21 protein-coding genes and 2 pseudogenes are annotated in these 24,393 nt (G+C 74.7%); 10 read left to right on the forward strand and 13 right to left on the reverse strand.

Features of this window, described 5'->3' with window-relative positions; translation table 11 throughout:
• Positions 1–281: 281 nt before the first annotated feature.
• Positions 282–1,590 (reverse strand): annotated as a pseudogene (locus G5C65_RS07740) (MbnB/TglH/ChrH family RiPP precursor modification enzyme).
• 101 nt (positions 1,591–1,691) lie between these two features.
• A complete protein-coding gene (locus G5C65_RS07745; protein ID WP_165297900.1) occupies positions 1,692–2,423 on the reverse strand; it encodes a peptidyl-tRNA hydrolase in 732 nt (243 codons plus the stop codon).
• Between G5C65_RS07745 and G5C65_RS07750 the strand changes: the two genes are divergently transcribed.
• Both G5C65_RS07750 and G5C65_RS07755 read left to right on the forward strand, forming a co-directional pair.
• Positions 2,422–3,261, forward strand: a complete 840-nt coding sequence (locus G5C65_RS07750) for an ABC transporter ATP-binding protein (RefSeq protein WP_165297901.1) — start codon at positions 2,422–2,424, stop codon at positions 3,259–3,261. The genes G5C65_RS07745 and G5C65_RS07750 overlap by 2 nt on opposite strands.
• Positions 3,258–3,935, forward strand: a complete 678-nt coding sequence (locus tag G5C65_RS07755) for an ABC transporter (protein WP_241265633.1) — start codon at positions 3,258–3,260, stop codon at positions 3,933–3,935. The genes G5C65_RS07750 and G5C65_RS07755 overlap by 4 nt, the downstream gene beginning before the upstream one ends.
• Before the next feature lie 258 nt (positions 3,936–4,193).
• Here the strand turns inward: G5C65_RS07755 and G5C65_RS07760 are convergent, their stop codons facing one another.
• The 3 genes from G5C65_RS07760 to zapE form a co-directional block, all read right to left on the reverse strand.
• Positions 4,194–5,609 carry an alkaline phosphatase PhoX gene (locus tag G5C65_RS07760; protein WP_338146272.1) on the reverse strand — a complete coding sequence of 472 codons (1,416 nt, stop codon included), beginning with the start codon at positions 5,607–5,609 and terminating at the stop codon, positions 4,194–4,196.
• Positions 5,610–5,999: 390 nt separating this feature from the next.
• A complete protein-coding gene (locus tag G5C65_RS07765) occupies positions 6,000–6,680 on the reverse strand; it encodes a S1 family peptidase (RefSeq protein ID WP_420903289.1) in 681 nt (226 codons plus the stop codon).
• Positions 6,681–6,908: 228 nt separating this feature from the next.
• On the reverse strand, positions 6,909–8,030 hold the full coding sequence (zapE, locus tag G5C65_RS07770; RefSeq protein ID WP_206441359.1) for a cell division protein ZapE: 1,122 nt from the start codon (positions 8,028–8,030) through the stop codon (positions 6,909–6,911).
• 64 nt (positions 8,031–8,094) lie between these two features.
• Here zapE and G5C65_RS07775 point away from each other — a divergent pair, with 64 nt between their 5' ends.
• The 4 genes from G5C65_RS07775 to msrB all read left to right on the forward strand — a co-directional run bounded on the left by G5C65_RS07775 (position 8,095) and on the right by msrB (position 11,430).
• Positions 8,095–8,874: a pyrimidine reductase family protein gene (locus G5C65_RS07775; RefSeq protein ID WP_165297905.1), complete on the forward strand. Its 780-nt coding sequence runs from the start codon at positions 8,095–8,097 to the stop codon at positions 8,872–8,874.
• A 115-nt stretch (positions 8,875–8,989) separates the two neighbouring features.
• A complete protein-coding gene (locus G5C65_RS07780; RefSeq protein WP_165297906.1) occupies positions 8,990–9,457 on the forward strand; it encodes an indole-3-glycerol phosphate synthase in 468 nt (155 codons plus the stop codon).
• Between the two features lie 124 nt (positions 9,458–9,581).
• Positions 9,582–10,985, forward strand: a complete 1,404-nt coding sequence (gene murC, locus G5C65_RS07785; RefSeq protein ID WP_165297907.1) for a UDP-N-acetylmuramate--L-alanine ligase — start codon at positions 9,582–9,584, stop codon at positions 10,983–10,985.
• 10 nt (positions 10,986–10,995) lie between these two features.
• Positions 10,996–11,430 carry a peptide-methionine (R)-S-oxide reductase MsrB gene (gene msrB / locus G5C65_RS07790; protein ID WP_165297908.1) on the forward strand — a complete coding sequence of 145 codons (435 nt, stop codon included), beginning with the start codon at positions 10,996–10,998 and terminating at the stop codon, positions 11,428–11,430.
• A gap of 25 nt (positions 11,431–11,455) precedes the next feature.
• Here the strand turns inward: msrB and G5C65_RS07795 are convergent, their stop codons facing one another.
• The gene (locus tag G5C65_RS07795) at positions 11,456–12,022 is read right to left on the reverse strand and encodes a DinB family protein (RefSeq protein WP_165297909.1); all 567 of its coding nucleotides are present in this window, start codon (positions 12,020–12,022) and stop codon (positions 11,456–11,458) included.
• A gap of 41 nt (positions 12,023–12,063) precedes the next feature.
• Entirely contained in the window at positions 12,064–12,690 is a 627-nt protein-coding gene (locus G5C65_RS07800; protein ID WP_165297910.1) for a class I SAM-dependent methyltransferase, read from the reverse strand.
• A gap of 118 nt (positions 12,691–12,808) precedes the next feature.
• Between G5C65_RS07800 and G5C65_RS07805 the strand changes: the two genes are divergently transcribed.
• Positions 12,809–13,408, forward strand: coding sequence for a helix-turn-helix domain-containing protein (locus G5C65_RS07805; RefSeq protein WP_165297911.1), 600 nt, complete (start codon positions 12,809–12,811; stop codon positions 13,406–13,408).
• A gap of 8 nt (positions 13,409–13,416) precedes the next feature.
• Here the strand turns inward: G5C65_RS07805 and G5C65_RS07810 are convergent, their stop codons facing one another.
• The 4 genes from G5C65_RS07810 to G5C65_RS07825 form a co-directional block, all read right to left on the reverse strand.
• Complete coding sequence (locus G5C65_RS07810) at positions 13,417–14,220, reverse strand: ABC transporter permease (RefSeq protein WP_165297912.1); 804 nt, start codon at positions 14,218–14,220, stop codon at positions 13,417–13,419.
• Positions 14,217–15,215, reverse strand: a complete 999-nt coding sequence (locus G5C65_RS07815) for an ATP-binding cassette domain-containing protein (protein ID WP_165297913.1) — start codon at positions 15,213–15,215, stop codon at positions 14,217–14,219. Before G5C65_RS07815 ends, G5C65_RS07810 begins: the two co-directional genes overlap by 4 nt.
• Before the next feature lie 60 nt (positions 15,216–15,275).
• Positions 15,276–16,130 carry a DUF4097 family beta strand repeat-containing protein gene (locus G5C65_RS07820; RefSeq protein ID WP_165297914.1) on the reverse strand — a complete coding sequence of 285 codons (855 nt, stop codon included), beginning with the start codon at positions 16,128–16,130 and terminating at the stop codon, positions 15,276–15,278.
• Between the two features lie 97 nt (positions 16,131–16,227).
• Complete coding sequence (locus G5C65_RS07825; protein ID WP_165297915.1) at positions 16,228–16,761, reverse strand: toxin-antitoxin system HicB family antitoxin; 534 nt, start codon at positions 16,759–16,761, stop codon at positions 16,228–16,230.
• 157 nt (positions 16,762–16,918) lie between these two features.
• Here G5C65_RS07825 and G5C65_RS07830 point away from each other — a divergent pair, with 157 nt between their 5' ends.
• A complete protein-coding gene (locus tag G5C65_RS07830) occupies positions 16,919–17,623 on the forward strand; it encodes a LysE family translocator (protein ID WP_165297916.1) in 705 nt (234 codons plus the stop codon).
• Between the two features lie 23 nt (positions 17,624–17,646).
• Here G5C65_RS07830 and treZ read toward each other — a convergent pair whose 3' ends face one another.
• A complete protein-coding gene (gene treZ, locus G5C65_RS07835) occupies positions 17,647–19,431 on the reverse strand; it encodes a malto-oligosyltrehalose trehalohydrolase (protein ID WP_165297917.1) in 1,785 nt (594 codons plus the stop codon).
• A 68-nt stretch (positions 19,432–19,499) separates the two neighbouring features.
• Positions 19,500–20,465: a GNAT family N-acetyltransferase gene (locus G5C65_RS07840; protein ID WP_165297918.1), complete on the reverse strand. Its 966-nt coding sequence runs from the start codon at positions 20,463–20,465 to the stop codon at positions 19,500–19,502.
• Positions 20,466–20,652: 187 nt separating this feature from the next.
• Between G5C65_RS07840 and treY the strand changes: the two genes are divergently transcribed.
• On the forward strand, positions 20,653–23,172 hold the full coding sequence (gene treY, locus G5C65_RS07845) for a malto-oligosyltrehalose synthase (protein ID WP_165297919.1): 2,520 nt from the start codon (positions 20,653–20,655) through the stop codon (positions 23,170–23,172).
• A gap of 440 nt (positions 23,173–23,612) precedes the next feature.
• A pseudogene (locus tag G5C65_RS07855) lies at positions 23,613–24,329 on the forward strand (lytic polysaccharide monooxygenase auxiliary activity family 9 protein); the annotation flags it as partial.
• Positions 24,330–24,393 lie beyond the last annotated feature (64 nt).

Consider the following 24,393-nt stretch of genomic DNA (forward strand, 5'->3'; position numbering starts at 1 on the left):
GTGCGTGCTCTCGGCGTGCCGGGTGAAAGCCCTCGTACTGGGCGTACTCGGGCTTTCGGCCGGTGCGGCGAGAGCACGTGCCGGGCGTTCCAGGTGGCGTGCGGGGCTTTCGAAACACCCCCTAGCGAGGCCGTGTCCGGCGGATCGTGCGTACCCGGCATCGGCCTCTGTCCGTACCCTGTCAGGGGCGCGGGGAACTGCGCGAGCAATCACCGCAGCGCCGCACCCTGCGGCGAACAGCAAGGGGCAGCCCCTGCCCAGCACGGTCGACCGGGCACGCTTCAGCGCCCCGGCAGCCGGTCCAGCAGCCGCCGCACCCGCCCCGACGGCAGGGGCTTCGGTCCGGCCCGCTCCCGCCACCACGCATGCAGCCGCTTCCGCGCCCGCGCGTCCGGCGGCCGGTCGGCCGCCAGCAGATGCTGTGCGAAGTCCAGCGCGTCCCGCCGGTAGTTGCCCCGCATCGGCCGCCCCTGCGCGTACGACAGGAACGCGATCCGGAACGCCTCGGCCCCCAGGATCTCCGGCAGCTCCGGCGCGGTCCGCGCCACGGTGTCGGCCCGCTTCGCGCGCAGCGCGCGGCCCTGCACGGCCAGCCGCTCCGCGTCGAACCCGGGCGGCACCGGCCCGTCGGCGACCAGCGCGGCCAGCAGCGCGGCCTGCGCGCGCCCCACCCGCACCCGCGCGGTGTCGGCTCCCTCATCCACGGGCCACCTCCGGCTCGGGCCTCGACTCCGGCTCCGGCCCCGGCCCCGGCTCCGGCGCGTGCCGGGCCAGCACCGCACGTACCGCGTCCAGCTCGTCCGCCAGCTCGCTCACCGGCGGAAAGTCCGCGTCGCGCTCCAGCAGCACCCCGCGGGGCGCCGTGCGGGCGCACAGCGCGTCCAGGACGTCCAGCACCGGTTCGCCGACCGGGTGGGCGTGGCTGTCGTGCCAGACCCCGTCCCGTTCCACACCGCCCGCGACATGGACGTACGCCAGCGCCTCCAGCGGCAGCGCGTCCAGCGCCTCGGCGGGGTCCTCACCCCGGTTCACATGGTTGGTGTGCAGATTGGCGACGTCGATGAGCAGGCCCACGCCCGTCCGCTCCACCAGCTCCGCCAGGAACTGCCCCTCCGTCAGCTCCTCGCCCGGCCAGGAGAAGAGCGCGGCGACGTTCTCCAGGGCGAGCGGGACCGGGAGTGCCCGCTGGGCTGCGCGTACGTTCTCGCACGTCACATCGAGCGCGTCCCGGGTGCGCGGCACCGGCAGCAGATGCCCGGCCTCCATCGGGCGGGTCCCGGACAGCGGGCCTCCGGCCCGGACGAACGCGAGGTGCTCGGTGACCAGCGGCGCCCGCAGCGCCTCGGCGCGCTGGGCGAGCGCCCGCAGCCGCTCGGGCGCCGGCGGTTCGGCGCCGCCCAGGCCGAGCGAGACGCCGTGCGGCACCACCGTGGTGCCGCCCTCGCGCAGCCGCCGCAGCGGGTCGGGGAGATGGCCGGGGCAGATGTTCTCCGCCACCACCTCCACCCAGTCGATGCCGGGCAGTGCCTCGATTCCCTCGGATATCTCCGGGCGCCAGCCGATGCCGGTGCCCAGCGCCAGGCGCTCCATGCGCGCTCCTTCCCCCGTGCTCCCCCGTGTCCTCACGGGGGCTTCTGCCTCACCGGCGGTGTACGAATCCTCAAGGGGCGGGTTCACCAGAGGATTTGAGGTTACCCGCGCAGCGCCGGATGGTCGGCGGCAACCGTGCAGGAATCCGCCGGAATCTCGGTGAAGCCCGCGTCGCGCACCACGCGGAGGCCACTCGTGGTGAGCGCGTCCCAGTGCGCCGGATCCCGCGCGGTGCGCGCGGCCAGCGCGAACCCCGCGGCCCGCCACGCCTCCCGCTCCCCCTCGCCCAGCGCCCACCAGGCGAGCTGCGCGGCGTGCGCGGCCTGCGCCATCGCCTTGCCCGCCGTCATCGCCAGCCGCGGGTTCAGCCACAGCACCGGAACGCCGGGCGCCGGGTCGGCCGGGGGCTCGGGGTCCGTCAGATCGGTGCCGGAGACCTGGAGCCGCGCCAGGTCCTTCGGCCAGGCGTCGACCGGGACGGGTGGGAAGACCCGCACCTGGGCCGTACGCCCGTGCACGGTGAGCCCCTCCAGCGGCTGGATGCGCCGCCACTCCGAGCCGCGCGCCCGCCGCACCACCTTGCGGATGCCGCGCTCCTCCCACACCCGCACCGGCTTGTGCCACGCGCCGCCGCCGTCCGTGGTGCGCGGGTCGGAGAGCAGGGTGAGCACGGCGCGCGCCGCCGTCTCCAGCGCGTCGGTACGGGCGGGCGGCGCGGCCCGCTCGATCCGGACGACGAGCGGCAGCACCTGCGGTGTCGGGGTCGGGGACGGTGTCTCAGCGGTCACATGATCAAGTCTGCCAGGGCCCGGTTCCGATACCGTCTCGCCCATGAGCTGGTCGATGAGGCTGGAGGGGGTCGGCCACCGGTACGGGCTCGGCGGCCCCTGGATACTGCGCGGCGTCGACCTCGACCTGCGCGCCGGGCGGCTGCTGCGCCTGCAGGGCGGCAACGGCAGCGGCAAGTCCACGCTGCTGCGGCTGCTCGCCGGGATCGACGCGCCGAGCGTGGGCCGGATCAGCGGCCGGCCGCGGCCCCGCGGGTATGTGCCCGAGCGGTTCCCGGCCGCGCTGCCGCTGACCGCACGCGGCTATCTGACCCATCTGGGCCGGGTGCACGGACTGTCCCGGCGTGCCGCAGGGCGCGCGGCGGACGCCTGGCTGGAGCGGTTCGGCGCCGCGGAGTACGCGGGGACCCGGATGTCCGAGCTGTCCAAGGGCGGCAGCCAGAAGGTCGCCGTCGCGCAGGCGCTGCTCGCCGGGCCCGCGCTGCTGGTCCTGGACGAGGCGTGGACCGGGCTCGACCAGGCGGCCCGCGCGGAGCTGGACCGGGCGGTCGCCGAACGGCTCGCCGCCGGCGGGGCCGTGGCGTTCGTCGACCACGACCCGCGGCGGCTCGCGGACGCCGCCGACGCCGTGTACCGGGTGACGGACGGGACGCTGGTGCCGGGCGCTCCAGGCCGCGCCCTGGTCCGCATCGAGGCCGAGGGACCCACGCGGGCCGCCGAGCCGCCGGTCCCCGGGACGCCGCGCGGCTGGGTCCGCGCGGCGGACGGGAGCGTGGTGCTGACGGTGCCCGCCGGGGACTCCGACGCGGTCCTGTACGCCCTGCTCGCGGCGCGGCCCGCCTGGCACATCCGTTCGGTGCGACCGGTGCGGGAGGCCGGATGACGGCCCTGTCCGCGCTGGTGCGCTACCAGTTCGCGCTGCTGCTGCGGTCGCAGCGGTGGCTGCCGCCGCTGCTGGTGTACGCCGGGCTGTTCGGCGTCGGCGTACGGGCCGGGCAGCCGGTGCTCGACTCGCTCGGCTACGCGGCCGCGGTGCTGCTGCCCGTCGCCGCGTGGCTCGTACGGCTGTGCGCCACCGCCGAGCCGGACGCCGCGCGGCACTGCGGGGTGGCCGCTGCCGGCGCGGTGCGGGTCCAGCTGGGCGGCGTACTCGCCGGGGGAGCGGCGGCCGGGGTACTGGGCCTCGCGGCAACGGCGGCGGTGCTGCTGCTCGGCGACGCGCACAGTACGGACGGGCGCGTGTCGGTGCCGCTGCTTCCGGCGGCGGGCGCCGGAGTGCTCGCCGTGGCCGCCTGCGTGCTGGCGGGTGCCGGAGTGGGGGCGCTGTGCGCCCGGCCCGTGCTGCGGGCGCGGGGCTGGGGCGTGCTGGCGACGGTCGGCGGAGTGGTGCTGGTGCTGGCGGCCCGCGCCTCTCCGGCGCGGGCCGCGGTCTCGGGGCTGACGAGCGGGTCCGGCACCGGTACGGTGCCCGCCTCCTGGGGCGCGCTGCTGGGCGCCGCGGCGTTCGCGGCCTGCGCGGTGGGCCTCTCCCTGCTCGCCGCCTCCCGCCGAGGCTGACCCCGGAGCAGTTCCCCGCGCCCCGAAGGGGCGCGGGGAACTGCGCGACCGGCCCCGGAGCACCCGCGGACCGCGACGCGACGGCAAGCGGCTGCCCTGGCGGCAGGGTCGCCGGGGGCGCCCCTGGAGCGCCCTTGCGGGGCGCGTCCTGGTGCCCCGAAGGGGCGCGGGGAACTGCGCGACCGGCCCCGGAGCACCCGCGGACCGCGACGCGACAGCAAGGGGCAGCCCCGGCCCGGCACAGGTCGCCGGGTACGGCTAGTGGCGCCAGGGGCCCGTGACGGCGAAGGTCGTGCCCGGTGTGTAGCAGTTGACGTACATGGTCCGGTGGTCGGGCGAGAAGGTGACCCCGGCGAACTCGCCCCAGGCCGGCTTCTCCGGCGTCCCGGTGTTCTGCGCGTTCCGCGCCATCGCGTAGACCGTGCCCCTCCGGGTGACCCCGAAGACATGCTGCGCGCCCGCGCCGTCCTCGCAGACCATGAGCCCGCCGCTGGGCGCGAGGCAGATGTTGTCCGGCTCGTCACCGGGCAGCTGCACATCCGTGTCGGGCCCGAACACGACGACGAGGGTGAGGCGGTTGCGGTGCGGCTCGTACCGCCAGATCTGGCCGAAGTGGTCGCGCTCGGAACCGTCGGACCGCCTGGCGAAGCTGGTGACGAAGTAGACGCTGCGCCCGCCCCAGTAGCAGCCCTCCAGCTTCTGCGCGTGGGTGATGCCGCCGCGGCCGAAGTCCTGGTGCCGGATGGGCGTCTTCCGGGCGAGCGGATCGGGGACCTCCACCCACTCGATCCCGTCGAAGCCCGTGCCCGGCTCGGTCACGGACGACAGGTCGGGCACGTCCGGCACCCGCATGGCCTCCAGGGTGCCTCCCGCGTGCAGGGAGCCGTAGCCGCCGCGGGGCTTCTCGGGCAGGAACCGGTAGAAGAGGCCGAACGGATGGTCGAAGGCGTCCTCGGTCTCGTAGACGACGCCGGTGCGCGGGTCGAAGGCGACGGCCTCGTGCTGGAACCGCCCCATCGCGGTGAGCGGTTCGACGGAGGTGGGGCGCTCCCGGGTGAAGCTGACCTCGAAGACGAAGCCGTGGTCCTTGGTGTAGCCCGCTTCGCCGGCCTGGTACTCGGTCTCCTCGCAGGTGAGCCAGGTGTCCCAGAGGCTGGGCCCGCCCGCGCAGTTGGTGGAGGTGCCCGCGATGCCGACCCGCTCCTCCCGTACGGCGTTGTGCCGGTCGAGATGGAGCACGGTGCAGCCGCCCTCGGCGGCCGGGTCGTAGGTGACGCCCCGGACGGTGGGCACCGGAACCCGGGAGTCCATCCGGTTCTCGTGGTTGCGGACGAGCCAGACGCCGTCGTGCCCGTGCCCGTGCCCGTGCCCACGCCCGTGACCGTGCCCGTGGCGGCGGGACGGGAACGCGGCCATGCCGTCGAAGTTGCTGGGCACCGCGCCCTCGCCGGAGGGCAGTGGGTCGCCCTCGCGGGAGAGGACCCGGTAGCGGAAGCCCCGGGGCAGATCGAGCAGCCCGTCGGGGTCGGGGACCAGTGGGCCGTACCCCGCGCTGCCCCCGGTGGACTGGGCGGCGGCGGTCCCGGCGAACAGTTCGGTGAGCGCGCCGCTGAAGGCGATCGCCGCTCCCGCTGCGCCTGTTCTCGCCAGAGCTTGACGTCGAGTCGTGGACACTGAGCATCTCCCCTGTTGGCGGCCAGGTGACGCGGAGTGTGTATCACGCGTGACCAGGCCCGACCAGGGGGCGCGGCTTAGGGCCCTTCTGATGGATCTCCGCGGCGTCGCGACGCCGCGGAGATCCATCAGAAGGGCCCTAAGGGGTGTTTCGAAAGCCCCGCACGCCACCTGGAACGCCCGGTGCGTGCTCTCGCCGCACCGGGCGAAAGCCCGAGTACGCCCAGTACGAGGGCTTTCACCCGGCACGCCGAGAGCACGCACCGGACGCCCCATGCGCCGCACGGGGCTTTCGAAACACCCCCTAGAGGGCCGGGGCCCGCCCCGCGCGGCGGTCGACCGGGCGGGGCGGGCAGTCGGGCGGATGAGCTCGGGGAGGGACTGCCCCGCTCAGACGCCCGCGATGGACTGGATCCAGGAGCGGTACCGGGTGACGTTCGTGTAGGCCGTCGTCGTCTGCCGGTCGCTGGTGGAGGCGACGCCGACCTGGATGCCGTTCGCCATCATCGGGCCGCCGGAGTCGCCGCCGGCGGTGATGCCGTCGCCGCGCCGGGCGCAGATGGCCTGGCCCTGGTAGGCGTCCCGGCAGCCGCCGGTCACCGTGACGTTCGCGTACTTCAGGAACTGGGACTGGCAGTTGATCTCAGGGTTGCAGCGTGCCGTCGCGCCCCAGCCGTAGACCTGTACGGACTGGCCGACCTGCACCGAACCCGGGTCGCCGAGCTGGGAGTACGTCGCGTCGACGGACCGGTCGAGGCGGACCAGCGCCAGGTCGGAGGACGAGTGGGTGTGGACCTGCGTGCCGTTGGCCATGGTGCCGCCGGACGTCTGGTCCAGGCTGCCGATGCGGAAGGAGAGCTGGCCGCCGCTCACGCAGTGCCGGGCCGTCAGGATCCAGGTGGGGGCGATGATCGTGGCGCTGCAGGTCTGTCTGCCGCCGGAGAACAGCCGTGCGGCCCAGGGGCCGCTCTCTGCGTGGCTGCCGCCGATGATGGGCCGTTCCGGCCCGCCGGCGGTGCGGTTCTCGGCGGCCGAGGCGCTGCTGAAGGCGCTGAGGGTGAGAGCGGCCATCAGCGCCGCTAGGAGTGTGGGGAGTACTCTGGTGATTCGCAAGGCTCCTCGATTCCGCTGGTGCACGGCTGCCTTCGCCCGCACACGCGGCCCTTGTGGGGGGTGTGCCGCGGCGGGTTGTCGTGCACATGAGGTCGGGGGGTACGAGGATCAGGATTCCGGAATCCGCGCGGGGCCGGTAATAGCACTTTTCTATAGCACGCCGTTATGGCGGCGTTCACGGTGCGCTCAGCCGCCCGCTGCCAGCCCTTTCGCGTCCCGGGCCAGCGCGGTGAGGCGGGAGATCGCCCGGAAGTACTTCTTGCGGTAGCCGCCCCGGAGCATGTCCTCGCTGAACAGCTCGTCGAACGGGACGCCGGAGGCGAGGACCGGTATCTCCCGGTCGTACAGCCGGTCGGCGAGGACGACCAGGCGCAGCGCCGTCGACTGGTCCGGCACCGGTGCCACGTCCGTGAGGCAGACCGCACGCACGTCCCGGACCAGCGCGCCGTACCGGCTCGGGTGCACCGTGGCGAGGTGTTCGAGAAGCGCGGGGAAGTCGTCCAGGCAGGCGCCGGGGGTGGTGTAGGCGGCCCGCGTCACCTCGTCGTCGGTGGACGGCTTCGGCGCCTCGGGCAGCCCGCGGTGCCGGTAGTCCTCGCCGTCGATGCGCAGCGTGCGGAAGCGCGCGGACAGGCCCTGGATCTCGCGCAGGAAGTCGGCGGCGGCGAACCGGCCCTCGCCCAGCTTGCCGGGCAGGGTGTTGGAGGTGGCGGCGAGCGCCACGCCGCGCTCGACGAGCCGCGCCAGCAGGGTGGAGACCAGCACCGTGTCGCCCGGGTCGTCCAGCTCGAACTCGTCGATGCACAGCAGCTGGTGGCCGCCGAGCGTGCGGACGGTCTGCTGGAAGCCCAGCGCGCCCACCAGGTTGGTCAGCTCCACGAAGGTGCCGAACGCCTTGCGTTCGGGCGCGGCGGGCGCCGCGTGCCAGAGTGAGGCGAGCAGATGGGTCTTGCCGACGCCGTAGCCGCCGTCCAGGTAGACACCGCGCGGGCCGGCGGGCGCGGTGTCCTTCGCGCCGCGCCGGAACCAGCGCTTCCGGCCGCTCGCCGCTCCGGAGTCCAGCGTCGCGGCGAAGCCGTCCAGCGCGGTGACGGCCTCGGCCTGGCTCGGCTGCCGCGGGTCCGGCAGATAGGTCGCGAAGCGGACCTGGTCGAACCGGGGCGGCGGCACCATCTCGGCCACCAGCTGCTCGGCGGGCACGCGGGGTTCGCGGGCGCTCAGCGCGGCGGGGGCCGCGGGTGCGGAGCCGGATCCCGAGCCGGGGCCGGAGTCGGATATGTGTGCGGGGCTGGTGGACACGACAGCCATGGTAGGACGGAGCCGACGGCGGGCGTGCAGGCCATCGGGCATGCCACATGTCACACTGCGGCGTATGCGACGCCTGTTCCCATCGAGTCACCTCCCGCACGAGCCGGGTCCCGAGTGGAGCCTGGCGGAGCTCGCCGAGGAGTACGCGTACCCGCCGGCGGACGGCGGCCCGTGGCTGCGCGGCAACATGGTCGCCTCGCTGGACGGCGCCGCGCACCACGGGGGGCGCTCGCAGCCGCTCTCCTCGCGGGCCGACATGTGGATCTTCGGGGTGCTGCGGGCGCTCGCGGACGTGGTCGTGGTGGGGGCCCAGACCGTACGGCAGGAGCGGTACGGTCCGGCGCGGCACCGCGACGCGTTCGCGGACCGGCGGGCGGCGAGCGGGCAGGCGCCGGTGCCGGCCGTCGCGGTGCTGAGCGCGAGCCTGGAGCTGGACTTCGCGCTGCCGCTGTTCACCGAGCCCGTGGTGCCGACGCTGGTCGTCACGGGGGAGGGGGCGCCGCCCGGCCGCGTCGAGCGGGCGCGGCGGGCGGGCGCCGAGGTGGTCTTCGCCGGCAAGGGCGCGCGGGCCGAGCCGGCGCTGGTGCCGGGGGCGCTCGCCGAGCGGGGGCTGCGGCGGCAGTTGACGGAGGGCGGCCCGACGCTGCTGGGCGCCCTGGCGGCCGCGGGGGCGCTGGACGAGCTGTGCCTGACGGTGGCGCCGCGGCTCGCGCTCGGGGACGCGCCGCGGATCACGGCCGGGCCGGGCGCCGAGGTGCCCGAGGAATACGTACTGGAGGGGGTGCTGGAGGAGGCCGGATTCCTGTTCACACGGTACCGACGCCTCCGACAAACGGCGGAATGAGACGTTCCGCTTAATTCTGGTTGGGCAGACTGACAAGCGCAGGGCCCCGCGCCGACGCGGGGCAGGATGGTTTCTTTCGGGGCCCGGAGCCCCGCGTAGCAGAAGGGCACCCGTCGTGATCACGACCGTGTTGATGATCGAGAAGCCGCTGGTGTCCGCAGACGTCGAGCTCGTCACGGAGCTGCACGGCGAGGAGCCCGTCTCCTTCGTCGTCCTGATGCAGCCGCGCGGCGACCAGGACCGGCTGCTGCGGGCCCTGGACGACGTCGCGCTCGGCGAGCTGGACGAGGCCGTGCGCGAGGGCGCCGAGCCCGCGGGCAACGAGGCGCACGGCCCGGCCGAGCGCGGACTGGAGCTGTCGCTGAAACGGCTCAGAGAGGCGGGTGCGGAGGCTGTCGGCCAGATCACCGAGGACCACCCGCTGGACGTGCTCACCTCCGTCGCCGAGCGGACCGGTGCCGACGAGGTCATCGTGCTGACCGCCCCGCACCTGGTGGAGGAGTTCTTCCACCGCGACTGGGCGTCCCGCGCCCGGCACAAGGTGGGGGTACCGGTCCTGAAGCTGTTCGCCCACACGGAGTGAGGTGCCCCGGGTACGGGCCGCCCCTCGCCGAGCGCCCCTTCGGGGCGCGCACCCGATGGCGGCGCGGGACGGAATAGGCTGGGGAGCCGTCCTCGACCGTATCGCCCGAGCCTGGAGCGCACGTATGCCGTCCGACCTGTCACGACCGCACTTCATCGGCATCGGCGGCGCCGGGATGTCGGGGATCGCGAAGATCCTCGCGCAGCGCGGCGCCCACGTGGCGGGCAGCGACGCGAAGGAGTCGGCGGCCGCGTCCGCGCTGCGCGAGCTCGGGGCGAGCGTCCGCATCGGGCACGACGCCGCGCATCTCGCGCCGGACGCGAGCTGCGTCGTCGTCTCCAGCGCCATCCGCGAGGACAACCCGGAGCTGGCCGCTGCGACGGCGCGCGGCATCCCCGCCGTGCACCGCTCGGACGCGCTCGCCGCGCTGATGGACGCGCACCGCGCGCTCGCCGTCGCGGGCACCCACGGCAAGACCACCACGACCTCGATGCTCGCGGTCGCCCTGCGCGCCATGGGCCTCGATCCGTCGTACGCCATCGGCGGCGACCTGGACGGGCCGGGCAGCAACGCGCACCACGGCACCGGGGAGATCTTCGTGGCCGAGGCGGACGAGAGCGACCGCAGCTTCCACAAGTACGCTCCCGAGGTCGCCGTCGTACTCAACGTCGAGCTGGACCACCACGCCAACTACGCCTCGCTGGAGGAGGTCCACGAGTCCTTCGAGACCTTCGCAGGACGGATCGCCGACGGCGGGACGCTGGTGGTCTCCGCCGACCACGAGGGCGCGCGCGAGCTGGCCCGCCGGGTGCGCAAGCGCGAGGGCGACCGGATCCGGGTCGTCACCTACGGCGAGGCGGACGACGCCGACGTACGCGTCCGAGAGCTCCGGCAGCGCGGTCTGGCCAGCGAGGTGACCGTGGCGCTGGACGGCCGGGAGCTGGCCTTCGGCGTCTCGGTGCCCGGCCGGCACTACGCGCTCAACGCCGTCGCGGCCCTCGTCGCCGGCGCGGCCCTGGGGGTGCCCCCCGCCGAGCTGGCCCGGGCGCTGGGCAGCTACACCGGCGTCAAGCGCCGCCTCCAGCGCAAGGGCGAGGCGGCGGGCGTCCAGGTGATCGACTCCTATGCGCACCACCCCACCGAGATGGCCGCCGACCTGGAGGCCATCCGCGGCGGCGCGGGCGGGGGACGGGTGCTGGTGCTGTTCCAGCCGCACCTCTACAGCCGCACCCGGGAGCTGGGCACCGAGATGGGCGAGGCCCTCACGCTGGCCGACGGCACGGTCGTGCTGCCCATCTACCCCGCCCGCGAGGACCCGGTCCCGGGGGTGACCAGCGCCCTGATCACCGGGGCCGCGCGGGCCGCCGGGGCGCGGGAGGTGTCCGAGGCGGCGGAGCCGGCCGAGGCGGTGCGGCGGATCGCGGGAATGGCGCGCCCGGGTGATCTGGTTCTCACCATGGGCGCGGGCGATGTGACGGACCTGGGCCCGTGGATTCTGGACCGCCTGTCCGGTCAGCCGGGCGACTGAGGAGCCGACGATGGCATACGAGATCGACAAGCCGGAAGAGCAGTGGCGCTCCGAGCTCACCCCCGAGGAGTACCGCGTGCTGCGCGAGGCGGGCACGGAGCGCGCCTTCACCGGCGCGTACACGGACACCGAGACCATCGGCGTCTACAACTGCCGGGCGTGCGGCGCCGAGCTGTTCCGCTCCGACACCAAGTTCGCGTCCCACTGCGGCTGGCCCAGCTTCTACGACCCGGCCCGCACCGACGCCGTCGAGCTGCGCACCGACCGCAGCCTCGGCATGGTGCGCACCGAGGTCCGCTGCGCCCGCTGCGGCTCCCACCTGGGCCATGTCTTCGAGGGCGAGGGCTATGCCACCCCGACCGACCAGCGCTACTGCATCAACTCCGTCTCCCTGACCCTGGTGCCCGACGGACCCGGCCAGGCCGGGTCCGATCAGGCCGGGTGAGCCAGGGCGGCCGGTCGGCGGCGGGTCAGCGGCCGGTCGCGCCGTCGATCAGTTCGCGCAGGATGTCCGCGTGGCCCGCGTGCCGGCCGGTCTCCTCGATCAGGTGGGTGAGGGCCCAGCGGACGCTGGGCGCCGGGCGGTCCGGCCGGGCGCGGGGCAGCGGGGCGCCGAGGTCGGCGCACCCGTCGAGGACGGCGTTCGCCTGGGCGACCGCCGTCCGGTAGCGGTCGACGACATCGGCCGCGCCGTCCTCCGGCGCGGCCTGGAACGTCGCCTGCCAGTCGGTCACCCGCTCCCCGAGGAACGTGGCGCGCTCGACGCCGGCCAGGTGGTTGAGCAGGCCGAGCAGGTTCGTGCCCGACGGCACGCCGGGGGTGCGGACCTGCGGCTCGGGCGCTCCCTCGACCTTCGCGGCGACCGAGTCCCGGAGGTAGTCGAGGAAGCCGCGCAGGACCTCGGCCTCGCTGCCACCGGTCCGGGGCGGCGGGGTGTCGCCCCCGCGGGCCCGGCGCGACGGCGTGGACGACGTGGACGATGTGGACGACGTGGACAGTGTGGACGACGTGGTGGACGTGGTGGACGACGTGGACATGGTGCCTCCGTACGGGGTGCGGGCGCGGGCGCGGTGCCGGGTCAGGCGGTGCGGCGGACGAGCAGGATGTGGTCGGTGACCTCGGCGGTGCGCCCGTCCGGTCCGGTCGCGGTCCGGACGGGCGCGTCGGCCCGCTCGACGGTCCACGCCGCCGGGTCCAGGCCGATGTCCGCGGCGACCTGACGCGGGGACGGGTAGCGGGCGTCGGGGTCCTGGTTCCACGACCACGGCGCGGTCGAGCCGTGGTCGACGACCAGCAGCAGCCCGTCCGGCCGCAGCGCGTGCCCGGCCGCGCGCAGCACGGACGCGCGGTCCAGGTCCAGCGGGGTGTGCAGATAGTGGGCGCAGACCAGGTCGAACGCGCCTGCGGGGAACGATGCGCCCAGGTCGTGCCGCTCGGCGGTGATCCGGTCGGCCAGGCCGTGCGCGCGGGCCAGCCCGGCGAGCCGCTCGACCGCCACGGCCGAGACGTCGACCGCGGTGACCTGCCACCCCCGGCGGGCGAGCCACAGCGCGTCGCCGCCGTTGCCGCATCCGAGGTCCAGCGCGCCGCCGGGCGGCAGGCCCGAGGCCGTCTCGGTGAGCCGCTGGTTCGGCCGCGGGTCGGTGGCCGCCGGGTGGGACGCGTAGACGCCGTCCCAGAACGTGACCGCATCGGTGGTGCTCATCAGGGCTCCTTCTGCCGGGGACTGCCGGGTGCTCCCCGGTTGTCCGGGGAGCGCGGCTCAGTCTCGTCCGGCCGCCGTCTTCTGGCACGGAATCTTGCTGTTGTGGCAAGATGCGCCGATGGACCCCGAATCGGAAGGCGTGCTCGACTCCGTGGGGCCGCGGCTGCGGGCGCTGCGCCGGGACCGCGGCCTCACCCTCGCCGAGCTCGCGGCGGCGACCGGGGCCTCGGAGAGCACCCTGTCCCGGCTGGAGAGCGGGCAGCGCCGGGCGACCCTGGAGCTGCTGCTGCCGCTGGCCCGCACCTACGACGTTCCGCTGGACGACCTGGTCGGCGCCCCGCGTACGGGCGATCCCCGGATCCATATGAAGCCGATGCGGCGGTTCGGAATGGTCTTCGTCCCGCTGTCCCGGCGGCCGGGCGGCACTCAGGCGTTCAAGATGGTGATCCCCGCGCGGCCGGAGCCGCTCGAACCGACCCCGCAGACCCATGAGGGCTTCGAGTGGCTGTATGTGCTGAGCGGCCGGCTGCGGCTGGTGCTGGGGGAGCGGGATCTGGCGCTGTCGCCCGGCGAGGCGGCCGAGTTCGACACCTCCCTGCCGCACTGGCTGGGCAGCGCCGACGGGGGCGCGGTGGAACTGCTCATTCTGTTCGGCCCGCAGGGGACGCGCGCCCATCTGCGCGCGTCCCCTGGCGTCCCCCCGCACGGCGCCGGCTAGCGCCGGGGTCAGTTGCGTACCCCCTTGGCGAAGGCGCGCTTGGCCCAGACGTAGCCGACCACGGCGAGGCCGAGGCACCAGGCGACGGAGATGTAGCCGTCGTTGCCGATCCCGGTGCCCATCAGCAGGCCGCGCAGCGTCTCGATGAGCGGCGTGAACGGCTGGTAGTCGGCGAACCAGCGCATCCCCGAGGGCATCGACTCCGGCGGGACGATGGCGCTGCCGAGGAACGGCAGGAACGTCAGCGGCAGCGGGATGTTGCTGGCCGTCTCCACCTTCTTGGTGACCAGCCCGATACCGGCCGCCAGCCAGGTGAGCGCCAGGGTGAGCAGCGCGAGAAGACCGGCGGCCGCGATCCACTCGCCGGGGTTGGCGTTCGGCCGGAAGCCGATCGCGAGGGCGACGAGGACGACGCAGGCGATGCTGACCATCGTCTGGATCACGCTGCCGACGACATGGCCGGTCAGAAACGAGGCGCGGGAGATGGGCATGGTGCGGAAGCGGTTGACGATGCCCTCGGTCATGTCCGAGCAGATGCTCACGGCGGTGGCGACCGCGCCGGAGGTCGCGGCCATCAGGATGATGCCGGGGGCGATGTAGTCGATGTAGTCGCCGCCCGCTCCGGTCGCACCGGCCTCCGTACCGCCGATGCCGTCACCCAGCGCGCGCCCGAAGACGTAGTTGAACAGCAGCAGCATCAGCACCGGCATGGCAATGGTGGACAGTGACATCGACGGATAGCGCTGCGCGTGCTTGAGGTTGCGGCGCAGCATCGTCATCGAGTCGCGCATGGCGTACGAGGGGGTGCTCATCGGTCGTTCTCCTTGGGGACGTCGGGGGTGGGGACGCTGCCGGCGCCGGCGGTGAGGGTGAGGAAGACGTCGTCGAGGTCCGGGGTGTGCACGGTCAGTGAGCGGGCCTGGACGCGGTTCCCGTCCAGCACGTCCAGGACGGCCCGCAGGGTGGCGATGCTCCCGTCGCTGGGGATCTGGAGGGTGAGCGCTTCGTCGTCCCGGCCCGCGGCGGGGAAGAGGTGGAAGGCGCCCTGGAGCTGGGCCGCGCTGTCGAACTGGAGCCGGATGTGGCCGCCGGGGATGCGCTGCTTCAGCTCCTCGGCCGTGCCGTGGGCGACGAGCCGTCCGCCGTCCAGCACCGCGATGCTGTCCGCGAGTTCGTCCGCCTCCTCCAGATACTGGGTGGTGAGGAAGATGGTGACGCCCTGGTCGTCCACGAGGCCGCGGATCATCTCCCACATGGTGCGGCGGCTGCGCGGGTCGAGCCCGGTGGTCGGCTCGTCGAGGAAGATCACCCGAGGGTTGCCGACCAGGGTCATGGCGAGGTCCAGCTTGCGCCGCATACCGCCGGAGAAGGTGACGACGGGCTTGCGGGCCGCCTCGGTCAGATCGAACCGGGCGAGCAGCTCGTCGGCCCTGCGCCTGCCCTCGGCGCGGCTCAGATGGTTGAGGTCCGCCATCAGCCGCAGGTTCTCCTCGGCGTTCAGCAGCCCGTCCACGGCCGCGAACTGGCCGGTGACGCCGATCACATCGCGGATGGCGTCGGCATCGTCCGCCAGGTCGTGGCCCGCGATCCGCGCGGTGCCCCGGTCGGCCGGGATGAGGGTGGACAGGATCTGCACCGTGGTGGTCTTGCCCGCGCCGTTCGGCCCGAGCAGGGAGAAGACCGTGCCCTCCGGGATGGACAGGTCGACGCCGTCGAGGACGACCTTGTCGCCGTAGGACTTGGCGAGGCCGGAGGCGTCGATCGCCAGGGTGCGGGTGGGGCTGGACGTCGCCGTTGTGACGCTCATGTCTGTGTCGCTTTCTCTGGGGGCTCTCTGGCGGCTCTCTGCGGGGTGGTTCGGGGCCGGTCAGGCGCGGCGGACGACGATGTCGCCCATGCCGGTGCGCGCGCGGAGCCGGACGGTGGGCTGGTCGGCGCCGGGCGCCTCGGTCCCGCCGAGCGCGTTGCGCACGCCGCCGCAGCTGGTGTCCATGTCCAGCCAGGCCGCGCTGCCCTCGCGCACGCCGACCTCCAGGTGCCCGGCGGAGCTGTGCAGCTCCACCTCGCCGTGGGACACCTCGCCGACCCGGATGGCGCCGTTGCCGGCCCGCGCGTCGACTCCGGCGTGCGCCGCGTCGACGGACACCGAGCCGTTGGAGGAACGCACCCTCAGCTCGCCGGAGACCTCGCCGACGGTGGTCTCGCCGTTCTGGTTCTTCAGCTGGGCCGGGCCGCCGACCTCTCCGACGTCGATCCGGCCCGAGCCGTTGATCTCGGCCTCGCCCTCCACCCGGTTCACGGTGATGGCGCCGCTGCTGGACTTCAGGAACGCGGAGTCGGCCACGTCGAGCTGGATGTCGCCCACCGAGGTCCGCAGGCGGCACGCGCCGAGACGGCCCTCGCACAGATAGGTGGCCATCGGGCTGCTGGCCCGCAGATCCGACCCGGCGGGCAGTTCGACGCTGACGCTGATGGCGCCGCTCGTGCCGAAGAGGCTGCGCTGCCTGGGCCCCTTGACCAGCAGGGTGCTGCCGGAGCAGGTGACCTCGGTCTGCTGCGCGGCCTGGACGTCCTTGTCGTCGGAGCCGTCGCCGGGGGCCACCCGGACCACGGTCGTGGCGCGCTTGCTCGCCGAGACGCGGACGCTGCCGATGTCGAATTCGAGGATCGCGGTGAGCGGCTCGGGGGTGTCGAACTCGGCGGGGGAGCCGGATGCGGGCATGGCGTGCCGTCCTTCTGACTGGTGGTGGGTGTCGGAGTGGGAGCGAGTGGAGCGAGCGAGGCGGCAGGGCAGGGGCGGCGGGGGCGCTGTCAGGGCCCTAGCGGACCCAGCCGGTGTAGCGCCCCGGTTTCACCTGGGGGGCGCCACGGGGGGTGCCGTTCACGGGGGCGCCGGTGTCGAGCGTGGTGGCGACGGCCCGGACCAGCCAGGCGTTGACCGAGAGGCGCTGCTCGGCCGCCGCGCGCTCGATCCGGGTCTTGAGGCGGGCGGGTATGCGGAAGTTCACCCGGGCGATGGCGCCCGCGTCGCCGTCCTGGCCGGTGCCGGCCGGGTCCGGTTGGCCCGGGGGTGGTGCCAGTGGTGCCATCGGTGGCACATGCTTGGCCGGCTCGGTCCGCGCGACCACGAACTCGGGGTCGAGCCCGCGCAGCCGGATGTCCACCGAGCCCGGTGCCAGCTCGCGGGTGACCTCGTCCATGGCTTCGGACAGCGCGTTCAGCAGGGTGAGCCGCGCCGCCGACTCCAGCGCGGCGCCGAGCTGCTCGGCCAGGGCACCGGCTTCCCCGGCGCCGGACCGGGCGGCTGCCACGAGCTCCTGCCGGAGGCTGTCGACATGCGGTGTGAGGTCCATGGGTGTCACTATGGCATCAGAATGGCGCCACAGCAAGTGGGTGTGGCGCATGAATGGCGCATGGATGGTGTGCTGCTGGCGCTGAAAGGGGTCGCTGTGGCACTGCCGGTGGGAAAACCCGGTGCTGAGCGGGGGTGCGGCCCGGCACCCTGTGCGGATGACTCAGACCCTGCTGCCGTTTCTGGCCGCCTGCACCCTGGTGGCGCTGTCCCCCGGGCCCAGCACCGTGCTGATCATCCGCAACTCCCTGCGCGGCCGGCGGCTCGGCATGCTGACCGTGCTGGGCAACGAGACCGGCGTCTTCCTCTGGGGCCTCTTCGCCGCCTTCGGGCTGACCGCCCTGCTCGCCGCGTCCGAGGCGGCGTACGACGTGATGCGCTACGCCGGCGCCGTCGTCCTGGTGGCCTTCGGCATCCAGGCCCTGCGCTCCGCGCGGAAGGGCCGCAAGGACGGCGAGGACGGCAAGGACGGCAAGGACGGCAAGGGCGGCCATGACGGCAAGGGCGGCAAGGGCGCGGCCTCCGGCCTGGAGGAGGACGCGGGCGCGGAGGCCGGCGGGGGCGTCACCGGCCGCCGCGCGTACCGCACCGGACTGCTGGTCAACCTGGCCAACCCGAAGGCGGGCGTGTTCGCCATGTCCTTCCTCCCGCAGTTCGTCCCCTCCGGCGCGCCCCATCTGCCCGCGATGGTGGGCCTCGCGGCGTTCTGGGCGGTCTACGAGGTGGGCTTCTACGCCTGCTACGTGTGGGGCGTGGGGCGGCTGCGGAAGGTGCTGTCCCGGGCGGGCGTACGGCGCAGGCTGGAACAGGTGTCGGGCGGCGTCCTGCTCGCGCTGGGCGTGCGCCTGGCGCTGGACGGCTGACGGGGGACGAGAGCCGCCGACCGTCAGCCGTCCTCCCGCGCCTGCCGTCGCAGCACCGCCGCCGACTCCGGCGGCAGCCGCAGCACTCCCGCGCCGCCCACCCCGGTCTCCTCCGGGCTCCAGGCCGCCAGCAGGGCGCTGTGCGCCGAGGGGAGCGGGATCTCGGCCGTCCGCCCGGCGGAGAGGTTGGCCGCGACGAGCAGCGGTCCGTTCCGCAGCAGCACCCAGGGCGCGCCCCCGGCCGTGCCCTGGTGGTCGAGGTGCGCCTGGCCGAGCGGGGCGTGGGCCAGTATCGGATGGGCGTGCCGCAGCGCCGTCAGGGAGCGGTACCACTCCAGCAGCCGGGCGTGCGGGGCCCGTTCGGGCTCGCTCCAGTCCAGGCAGGAGCTCTCCCGCGCCGCCGGGTCCTGCGGGTCGGGCACCTGGTCCTGAGACCGGCCGTGCGCGGCGGACTCGCGGCGTCGGCCCCGCCCTACGGCCTCGGCCGGTCCGGGCTCCGTGTGGTCGGTGAAGTAGCGCCAGGGGGTGCGCGCGCCCCACTCCTCGCCCATGAACAGCAGCGGCGTCCCGGGCGCGAGCAGGACGAGCGCCGCCGCGCAGGCGAGCAGCCCCGGTGGTACCAGTGCGGAGAGCCGGTCGCCCCGCGTGCGGTTGCCGACCTGGTCGTGGGTCTGCGCGTACGCGAGGAACCGGTGCGCCGGGACCGCGGTGGCGCCGGGGCGCACCGGGCGCCCGTGCCGGCGGCCCCGGAACGACGAGTAGCGGCCGTCGTGGAAGAAGGCGTCCGTCACGGTCTTCGCCAGCGCCGTGCAGGGCGCGTGTGCGAAGTCCGCGTAGTAGCCGTGGGACTCACCGGTGAGCAGGGTGTGCAGGGCGTGGTGGAAGTCGTCGTTCCACTGGGCGTGGACACCGTGTCCGTGGGCGGTGCGCGGCGCCGTCGTACGGGGGTCGTTGAGGTCGGACTCGGCGATCAGGAAGAGCGGGCGGCCGGTGTGCGCGCCCAGCGTGTCCACCGCGTCGGACAGCTCGGCGAGGAAGTGCTCGGCCCTGCTGTCGGCGAGGGTGTGCACCGCGTCCAGCCGGAGCCCGTCGGCCTGGTAGTCCCGCAGGAAGGCCAGCGCGCTCCCGATGAGGTACGCGCGGACCTCGTCGGAGCCCGGCCCGTCCAGGTTCACGGCCTTCCCCCACGGCGTGCGGTACCGGTCCGTGAGGTACGGACCGAACTCCGCCAGGTGGTTGCCGGACGGGCCGAAGTGGTTGTGCACGACGTCCAGCACGACCCCGAGGCCGTGCCCGTGCGCGGCGTCCACGAAGCGCTTCAGCCCCTCGGGCCCGCCGTACGGCTCGTGCACGGCCCAGGGCGCCACCCCGTCGTAGCCCCACCCGTGCGTCCCCGGGAAGGGGCAGACGGGCAACAGCTCGACGTGGGTGACGCCCAGCGCGGCCAGGTGCGGCAGCCGGGCGGCGGCCGCCTCGAAGGTGCCCTCCGCGGTGAACGTCCCGGTGTGCAGCTCGTACAGCACGGCCCCCGGCAGCGGCAGCCCGCGCCAGGGGTGCCGCCAGCGGAACGTGTCGTGGTCGACGACGGCGCTCGGTCCGCCGGGCCCGTCCGGCTGCCGGCGGGAGCGCGGATCGGGGCGTACGGGCCCGCCGTCGACGGAGAACCCGTAGTGCGCGCCGTCCCGCGCCGGTGCCTCCGCCTGCCACCAGCCCCGGTGGACACGGGAGGGCGCCATGGCACGGGCGGTGTCCGGGAACAGATGGAGCGTCACCCGCGCCGCGTCCGGCGCCCACACCTCGAACAGCATCCCCCCATGCTGCCCGCTTCCCGGGTCCCCGGGGCCCCGGGGACCCGAGGACGCCTCCCGCAGGCGGCCTACCCGGGCGGTGTCATGCAGTACCGGTGCTGCACCACCGGGTACCCCGCGCGGGCGAACGCGGCGGCCATCGGCGCGTTGCCGGTGTCCGTCGACGCCGCGATCCGCTCCGCCCCCTCGGCGGCGAGCAGATGGGTGCACTCGGCCAGCAGGTCGTACGCGTAGCCGTGCCCCCGCTGCTCCGGCACCACCCCGATGAACGCCGCCGCGTGCCCGCTCGGGATGCGGCCGGGGACATGCAGTCCGGCCAGTTCGCCGTCCGGCGTATGGGCCACCTGCCACCACGCGCGCGGCGAGGTCATCCACTGCAGATGCGCCAGGTCCTCGCGCGCCGCCTGCTCCACGCCGCCCTCCTCGATGGCCCGCAGGGCGTGCGCGTCGAGCGTGCCGGTCATGACGCGGCGCAGCACGTCCAGGACCTCCTCGTCGTCCCGCGCGGAGCGGAAGGCGAGGCGGCCGGGGTGGCGCCGGGGCAGGCCGCGCTCCGGGGCCCACTCGTAGCGGTACCGCTCCACGAGCGGGACGTACCCGGCGTCGGCGGCGGCCGCGATCCGCGCCTCGGCGGCGGCCCTGACGCGCGGCTGGTCCTGCCAGCCGGGCGGCAGCACCAGCTCGAACTCCACCCGGAACGGCGCCGCGCGCAGCAGCTCTGCGCCCGCGGCGTGCTCACCGGGTGCGAGGTCGAACCAGTCGAGGACGACGGGCGCGGCGTCGTCCGGGGCGCCGAAGAACGCGGCCCGCGCGACGACCGCGCCGGCGCGCTCCGCGACGAACGTCCACTCGGGGCGGTACTCGCCGCCCTCGCGGAGCGTCGCGTACGGCCTGCCGAGCAGGGGGCGGCCGACGAGCCCGGGGTCGGCCAGAGAGGTGAAGACGGCGCGCGCGTCAGCGTCGGTGAGCGCGCGGATGGTCAGCGGCCCGCTGGCGGGCTGTCCGCTCCGGCCGTCGGCCGGGGGTGTGGACATCACGGATTCCTCCGGGAGAAGTGGGATACGACGGGATGGTGCGGGTGCGCATCGCTCTCGCCTCCTTCCTCCTCCGGCGCGGGACTGTGTGCCCGGACAGCGAACCCCGCACCGGACCGGGCTGTCCACTGGTTTTCCCCCGGCGGGCCGCCCTCTTGGCCCGTCCCCGCGCGGGTACCACGTTGCTATGAGGTCCGCAGCCCCTCCCACCGCCACCTACCGCCTCCAGCTGCAGCCGGACTTCCCGTTCGCCGCCGCCGAGCGCGCGGTGTCGCGGATCGCCGGGCTCGGCGTCTCGCATCTCCAGCTCAGTCCGGTGCTCACCGCCGTCCCCGGCTCGGCGCACGGCTACGACGTCACCGACCACGGCACCGTACGCGCGGAGCTGGGCGGCGAGCGGGGCCTGCGCGCGCTGGCGGACGCCGCGCGGGCGCACGGGCTCGGCCTGGTGCTCGACATCGTGCCGAACCACATGGCCGTCCCCGCGGACCTGCGGCTGAACGCGCCGCTGTGGGAGACGCTGCGGGAGGGCCCGGGATCGCCCTGGGCGCACTGGTTCGACATCGACTGGGCGGCCGGCGGCGGGCGCATGCTGCTGCCCGTGCTGGCGGGGCGGCTGCACGAGGAGCTGCCCCGGATGCGGGTGCGGGACGGCACCCTGCGGTACGGCGAGCGCGTCCTGCCGCTGCGCGAGGGCACCGAGCGGCTGCCGCTGCCCGAGCTGTGCGAGGCGCAGCACTACCGCCTCTCCTGGTGGCGGCTGGGCCGCACGGAGCTGAACTACCGCCGCTTCCTCACCGTCTCGGAGCTGATCGCGCTCCGTGTGGAGGACCCGGAGGTCTTCGGGGCGACCCATGCGAAGGTCCTCCAACTGGTGCGCGAGGGCGTCGTGGACGGACTGCGGGTGGACCATCCGGACGGGCTGGCCGACCCGTACGCGTATCTGCTGCGGCTGCGCGAGGCGACGGCGGGGCGCTGGACGGTGGTCGAGAAGATCCTCGCCCCCGACGCCGGCGAGCAGCCCGGCACGGCGGAGGCCCTGCCGGAGTGCTGGCCGGTGGCGGGCACCACCGGATACGACGCGCTGCGCCATGTCGACGGCCTGTTCGCCGACCCGGAGGGCTGCCGCGAGCTGGCCGCGCTGTACCGCGAGTTCACCGGAGCGGCCGCCGACGAGGGCGGGGACTGGGCGGCGACGGTACGGCGTGCCGCGTACCGCGCGGCGGTGCACGAGCTGGCGGCCGAGGTGGAGCGGCTGAGGCGGCTCGCGGCGCACCTGTGTGCCACGGCGCCGGGCCCGGCGGGCCGGGCGCTGCGCGACCACGCGCCCTGGGCGCTGCGCACCGCGCTGCGCGAACTGCTGGTCCGGCTGCCCGTCTACCGCCCGTACGCGTCGCCCGGGGCCCCGCCCCGCGCGGCGGACGCAGCGCTGCTCGACCGGGCCGCCGAGGGCGCCCGCGGCGCTTTCCGGGTGCCCGAGGAGGCGGCGGCCGTGGACGCGGTGCGGGACTTCGCGCTCGGCCTGCCGGGCGGACCCCGGAGCGCCGAGTTCGCGGCGCGCTTCGCGCAGGTGTCCTCCGCGCTGCGGGCCAAGGCGGTGGAGGACACCGCCTGCTACCGCTACACCCCGCTGCTGTCGGCCTGCGAGGTCGGCGGTGCGCCGGACCGCCCGGCGGTGTCGCCCGGCGAGTTCCACGCGTTCTGCGCGCGCACGCAGCGCGACTGGCCGACGACGGCCACGGCGCTGTCCACGCACGACACCAAGCGCAGTGCGGACGTCCGCGCCGCGATCGCCGTCCTGAGCGAGTCTCCCGAGGGCTGGGAGGCGGTGCTCCGCGCTTCGCGCGCCGGGGCCTGCGAAGCGGGAGACGTGCCGCTCGACCCGCACACCGTATGGACCTTCTGGCAGACCGCTTTCGGCATGGGCACCGTTCCGCCGCCCGTGGAGCGCCTGCGGCCCGCCGTGCTGAAGGCCGTACGGGAGGCGGGGCTGCGCACCAGCTGGACGGAGCCGGACGGTGCCTACGAGGCAGCCGTCCAGCGGTACGTCGACGCCGCCGCGCACAGCCCCGGCGCCGCGGCGCTGGGAGCGCTGCTGCGCGAACTCGCCCCGTACGTGCGGGCCAACGTGCTCGGCATGGCCCTGCTGCACCTCACCATGCCGGGCGTGCCCGACCTCTACCAGGGCACCGAGCGGACGTACCGGGCGCTGGTCGACCCGGACAACCGGGCGCCGGTGACCTGGGCGGCGCCGGTGCCGCCGGAGGGGCCGGCCGCCGAGAAGCAGCGGGTGACGACGGCCGCGCTGCGGCTGCGCGCCCGGCATCCGGAGTGGTTCCTGGACTCCTCCTGGTACGAGCCGGCGGCGGCGCGGGGCGATGCCGCGGGGCACTGCGTGGCGTACGTCCGCTCGGGCGCCGTGCTCACCGCCGTCACCCGGCTCGCCCGGGGCCTGGAGGAGGCCGGCGGCTGGCGGGACACCCGGCTGGAGCTCCCGGCGGGCGGCTGGCGCGACCTGCTGGCGCGGCGCCCGGAGGCCGCCGTGCTCCGGGAGGGCCGGTGCCGGCTGGCGGACCTGTTCGCGGACCTGCCGGTGGCCCTGCTGGTGCGCGCCGGGGGTCCTTCTGACGGACCTCCGTCAGAAGGACCCCCGGCAGTTCCGTTCGGCTCACCACCAGGGCCCCCAGGCCCCAGACCCCAGGAGTGAGAGCGATGCCCCAGGAATCCACAGCGATCGAGAGCGCCGAGGCTCGCGGCCTCGCGGCCTACGGCCTCGTGGTCAGCCGCGCGTGACACCTTCAGCGGCCGGGGCCTGTTCGGAGCCAACACCCCGGAAGAGGCCGGACTCATGGTGGCGGCAGGGATGACGCCCGCCCAGGTGCTGGCCGCAGGCACCAGCGGCGCGTCGCGGCAGTGTGTCCGCCCCGGCCTCGGCAACCTGCGCGACCTCGGCATGGTGATCCTGAACGGCGAACTCGCCGCCGACAAGCGCTACCAGGTCCCTTTCGGGGCGCTCTCCGGAGCCGGGAGGGCGCACAGGATTTACAGCCCGCACTCGCGGCGCTACCGTCCCCAGAGTGGGAGCGCTCCCAAAGCTCTGGGCCGCTTTGCGGCCACCCCCCGACGAGCCCGAGGGACAACGACGCCATGAAGAACACGAGAAAGCGCAGGGGCGCCTTACTCACCCTGCTCGCCGCACTGCCGGGGCTGGGCCTGTACGCCCTCACCACCGGCACCGCCGAGGCGCACGGCGCGCCGATGAACCCCGGCAGCCGCACCTATCTGTGCTGGAAGCACAGCCTGAGCGACACCGGTGAGATCAAGCCGACCAACCCCGCCTGCCAGGCGGCGCTGGACCAGAGCGGCGCGACGTCGTTCTACAACTGGTTCGCCGTGCTCCGCTCCGACGGCGCGGGACGCACCGAGGGCTACATCCCCGACGGCGAGCTGTGCAGCGGCGGCACCGGCGGACCCTACGACTTCACCGGCTTCAACCTGCCGCGCACCGACTGGCCGTTCACCCATCTGACGGCGGGCGCCGAGATGGAGTTCCGGTACAACGCCTGGGCCGCGCACCCCGGCACGTTCCGGCTGTACGTCACCGAGGACGGCTACGACCCGTCTCAGCCGCTCACCTGGGCCGACGTCGAGGACCAGCCCTTCATGGAGGTCACCGACCCGCCGCAGGAGGGCCCCGTCGGCTCGGAGGACGGCTACTACCACTGGAACGGCCGGCTGCCGCAGGGCAAGGAGGGCCGCCACGTCATCTACATGGTGTGGGAGCGCTCCGACAGCCAGGAGACGTTCTACAGCTGCTCCGACGTGTCGTTCGACGGCGGCAGCGGCGAGGTGGAGGTTCCCGGGCAGCCGTGACCGCGCGCGGGCCGGCTACCGCTGCTCCCGCTGCTGGGACGGCGGCGGCGGGGGC

It is taken from the genome of Streptomyces boncukensis, assembly GCF_011045075.1.
In the GTDB taxonomy this organism is placed as follows: domain Bacteria; phylum Actinomycetota; class Actinomycetes; order Streptomycetales; family Streptomycetaceae; genus Streptomyces; species Streptomyces boncukensis.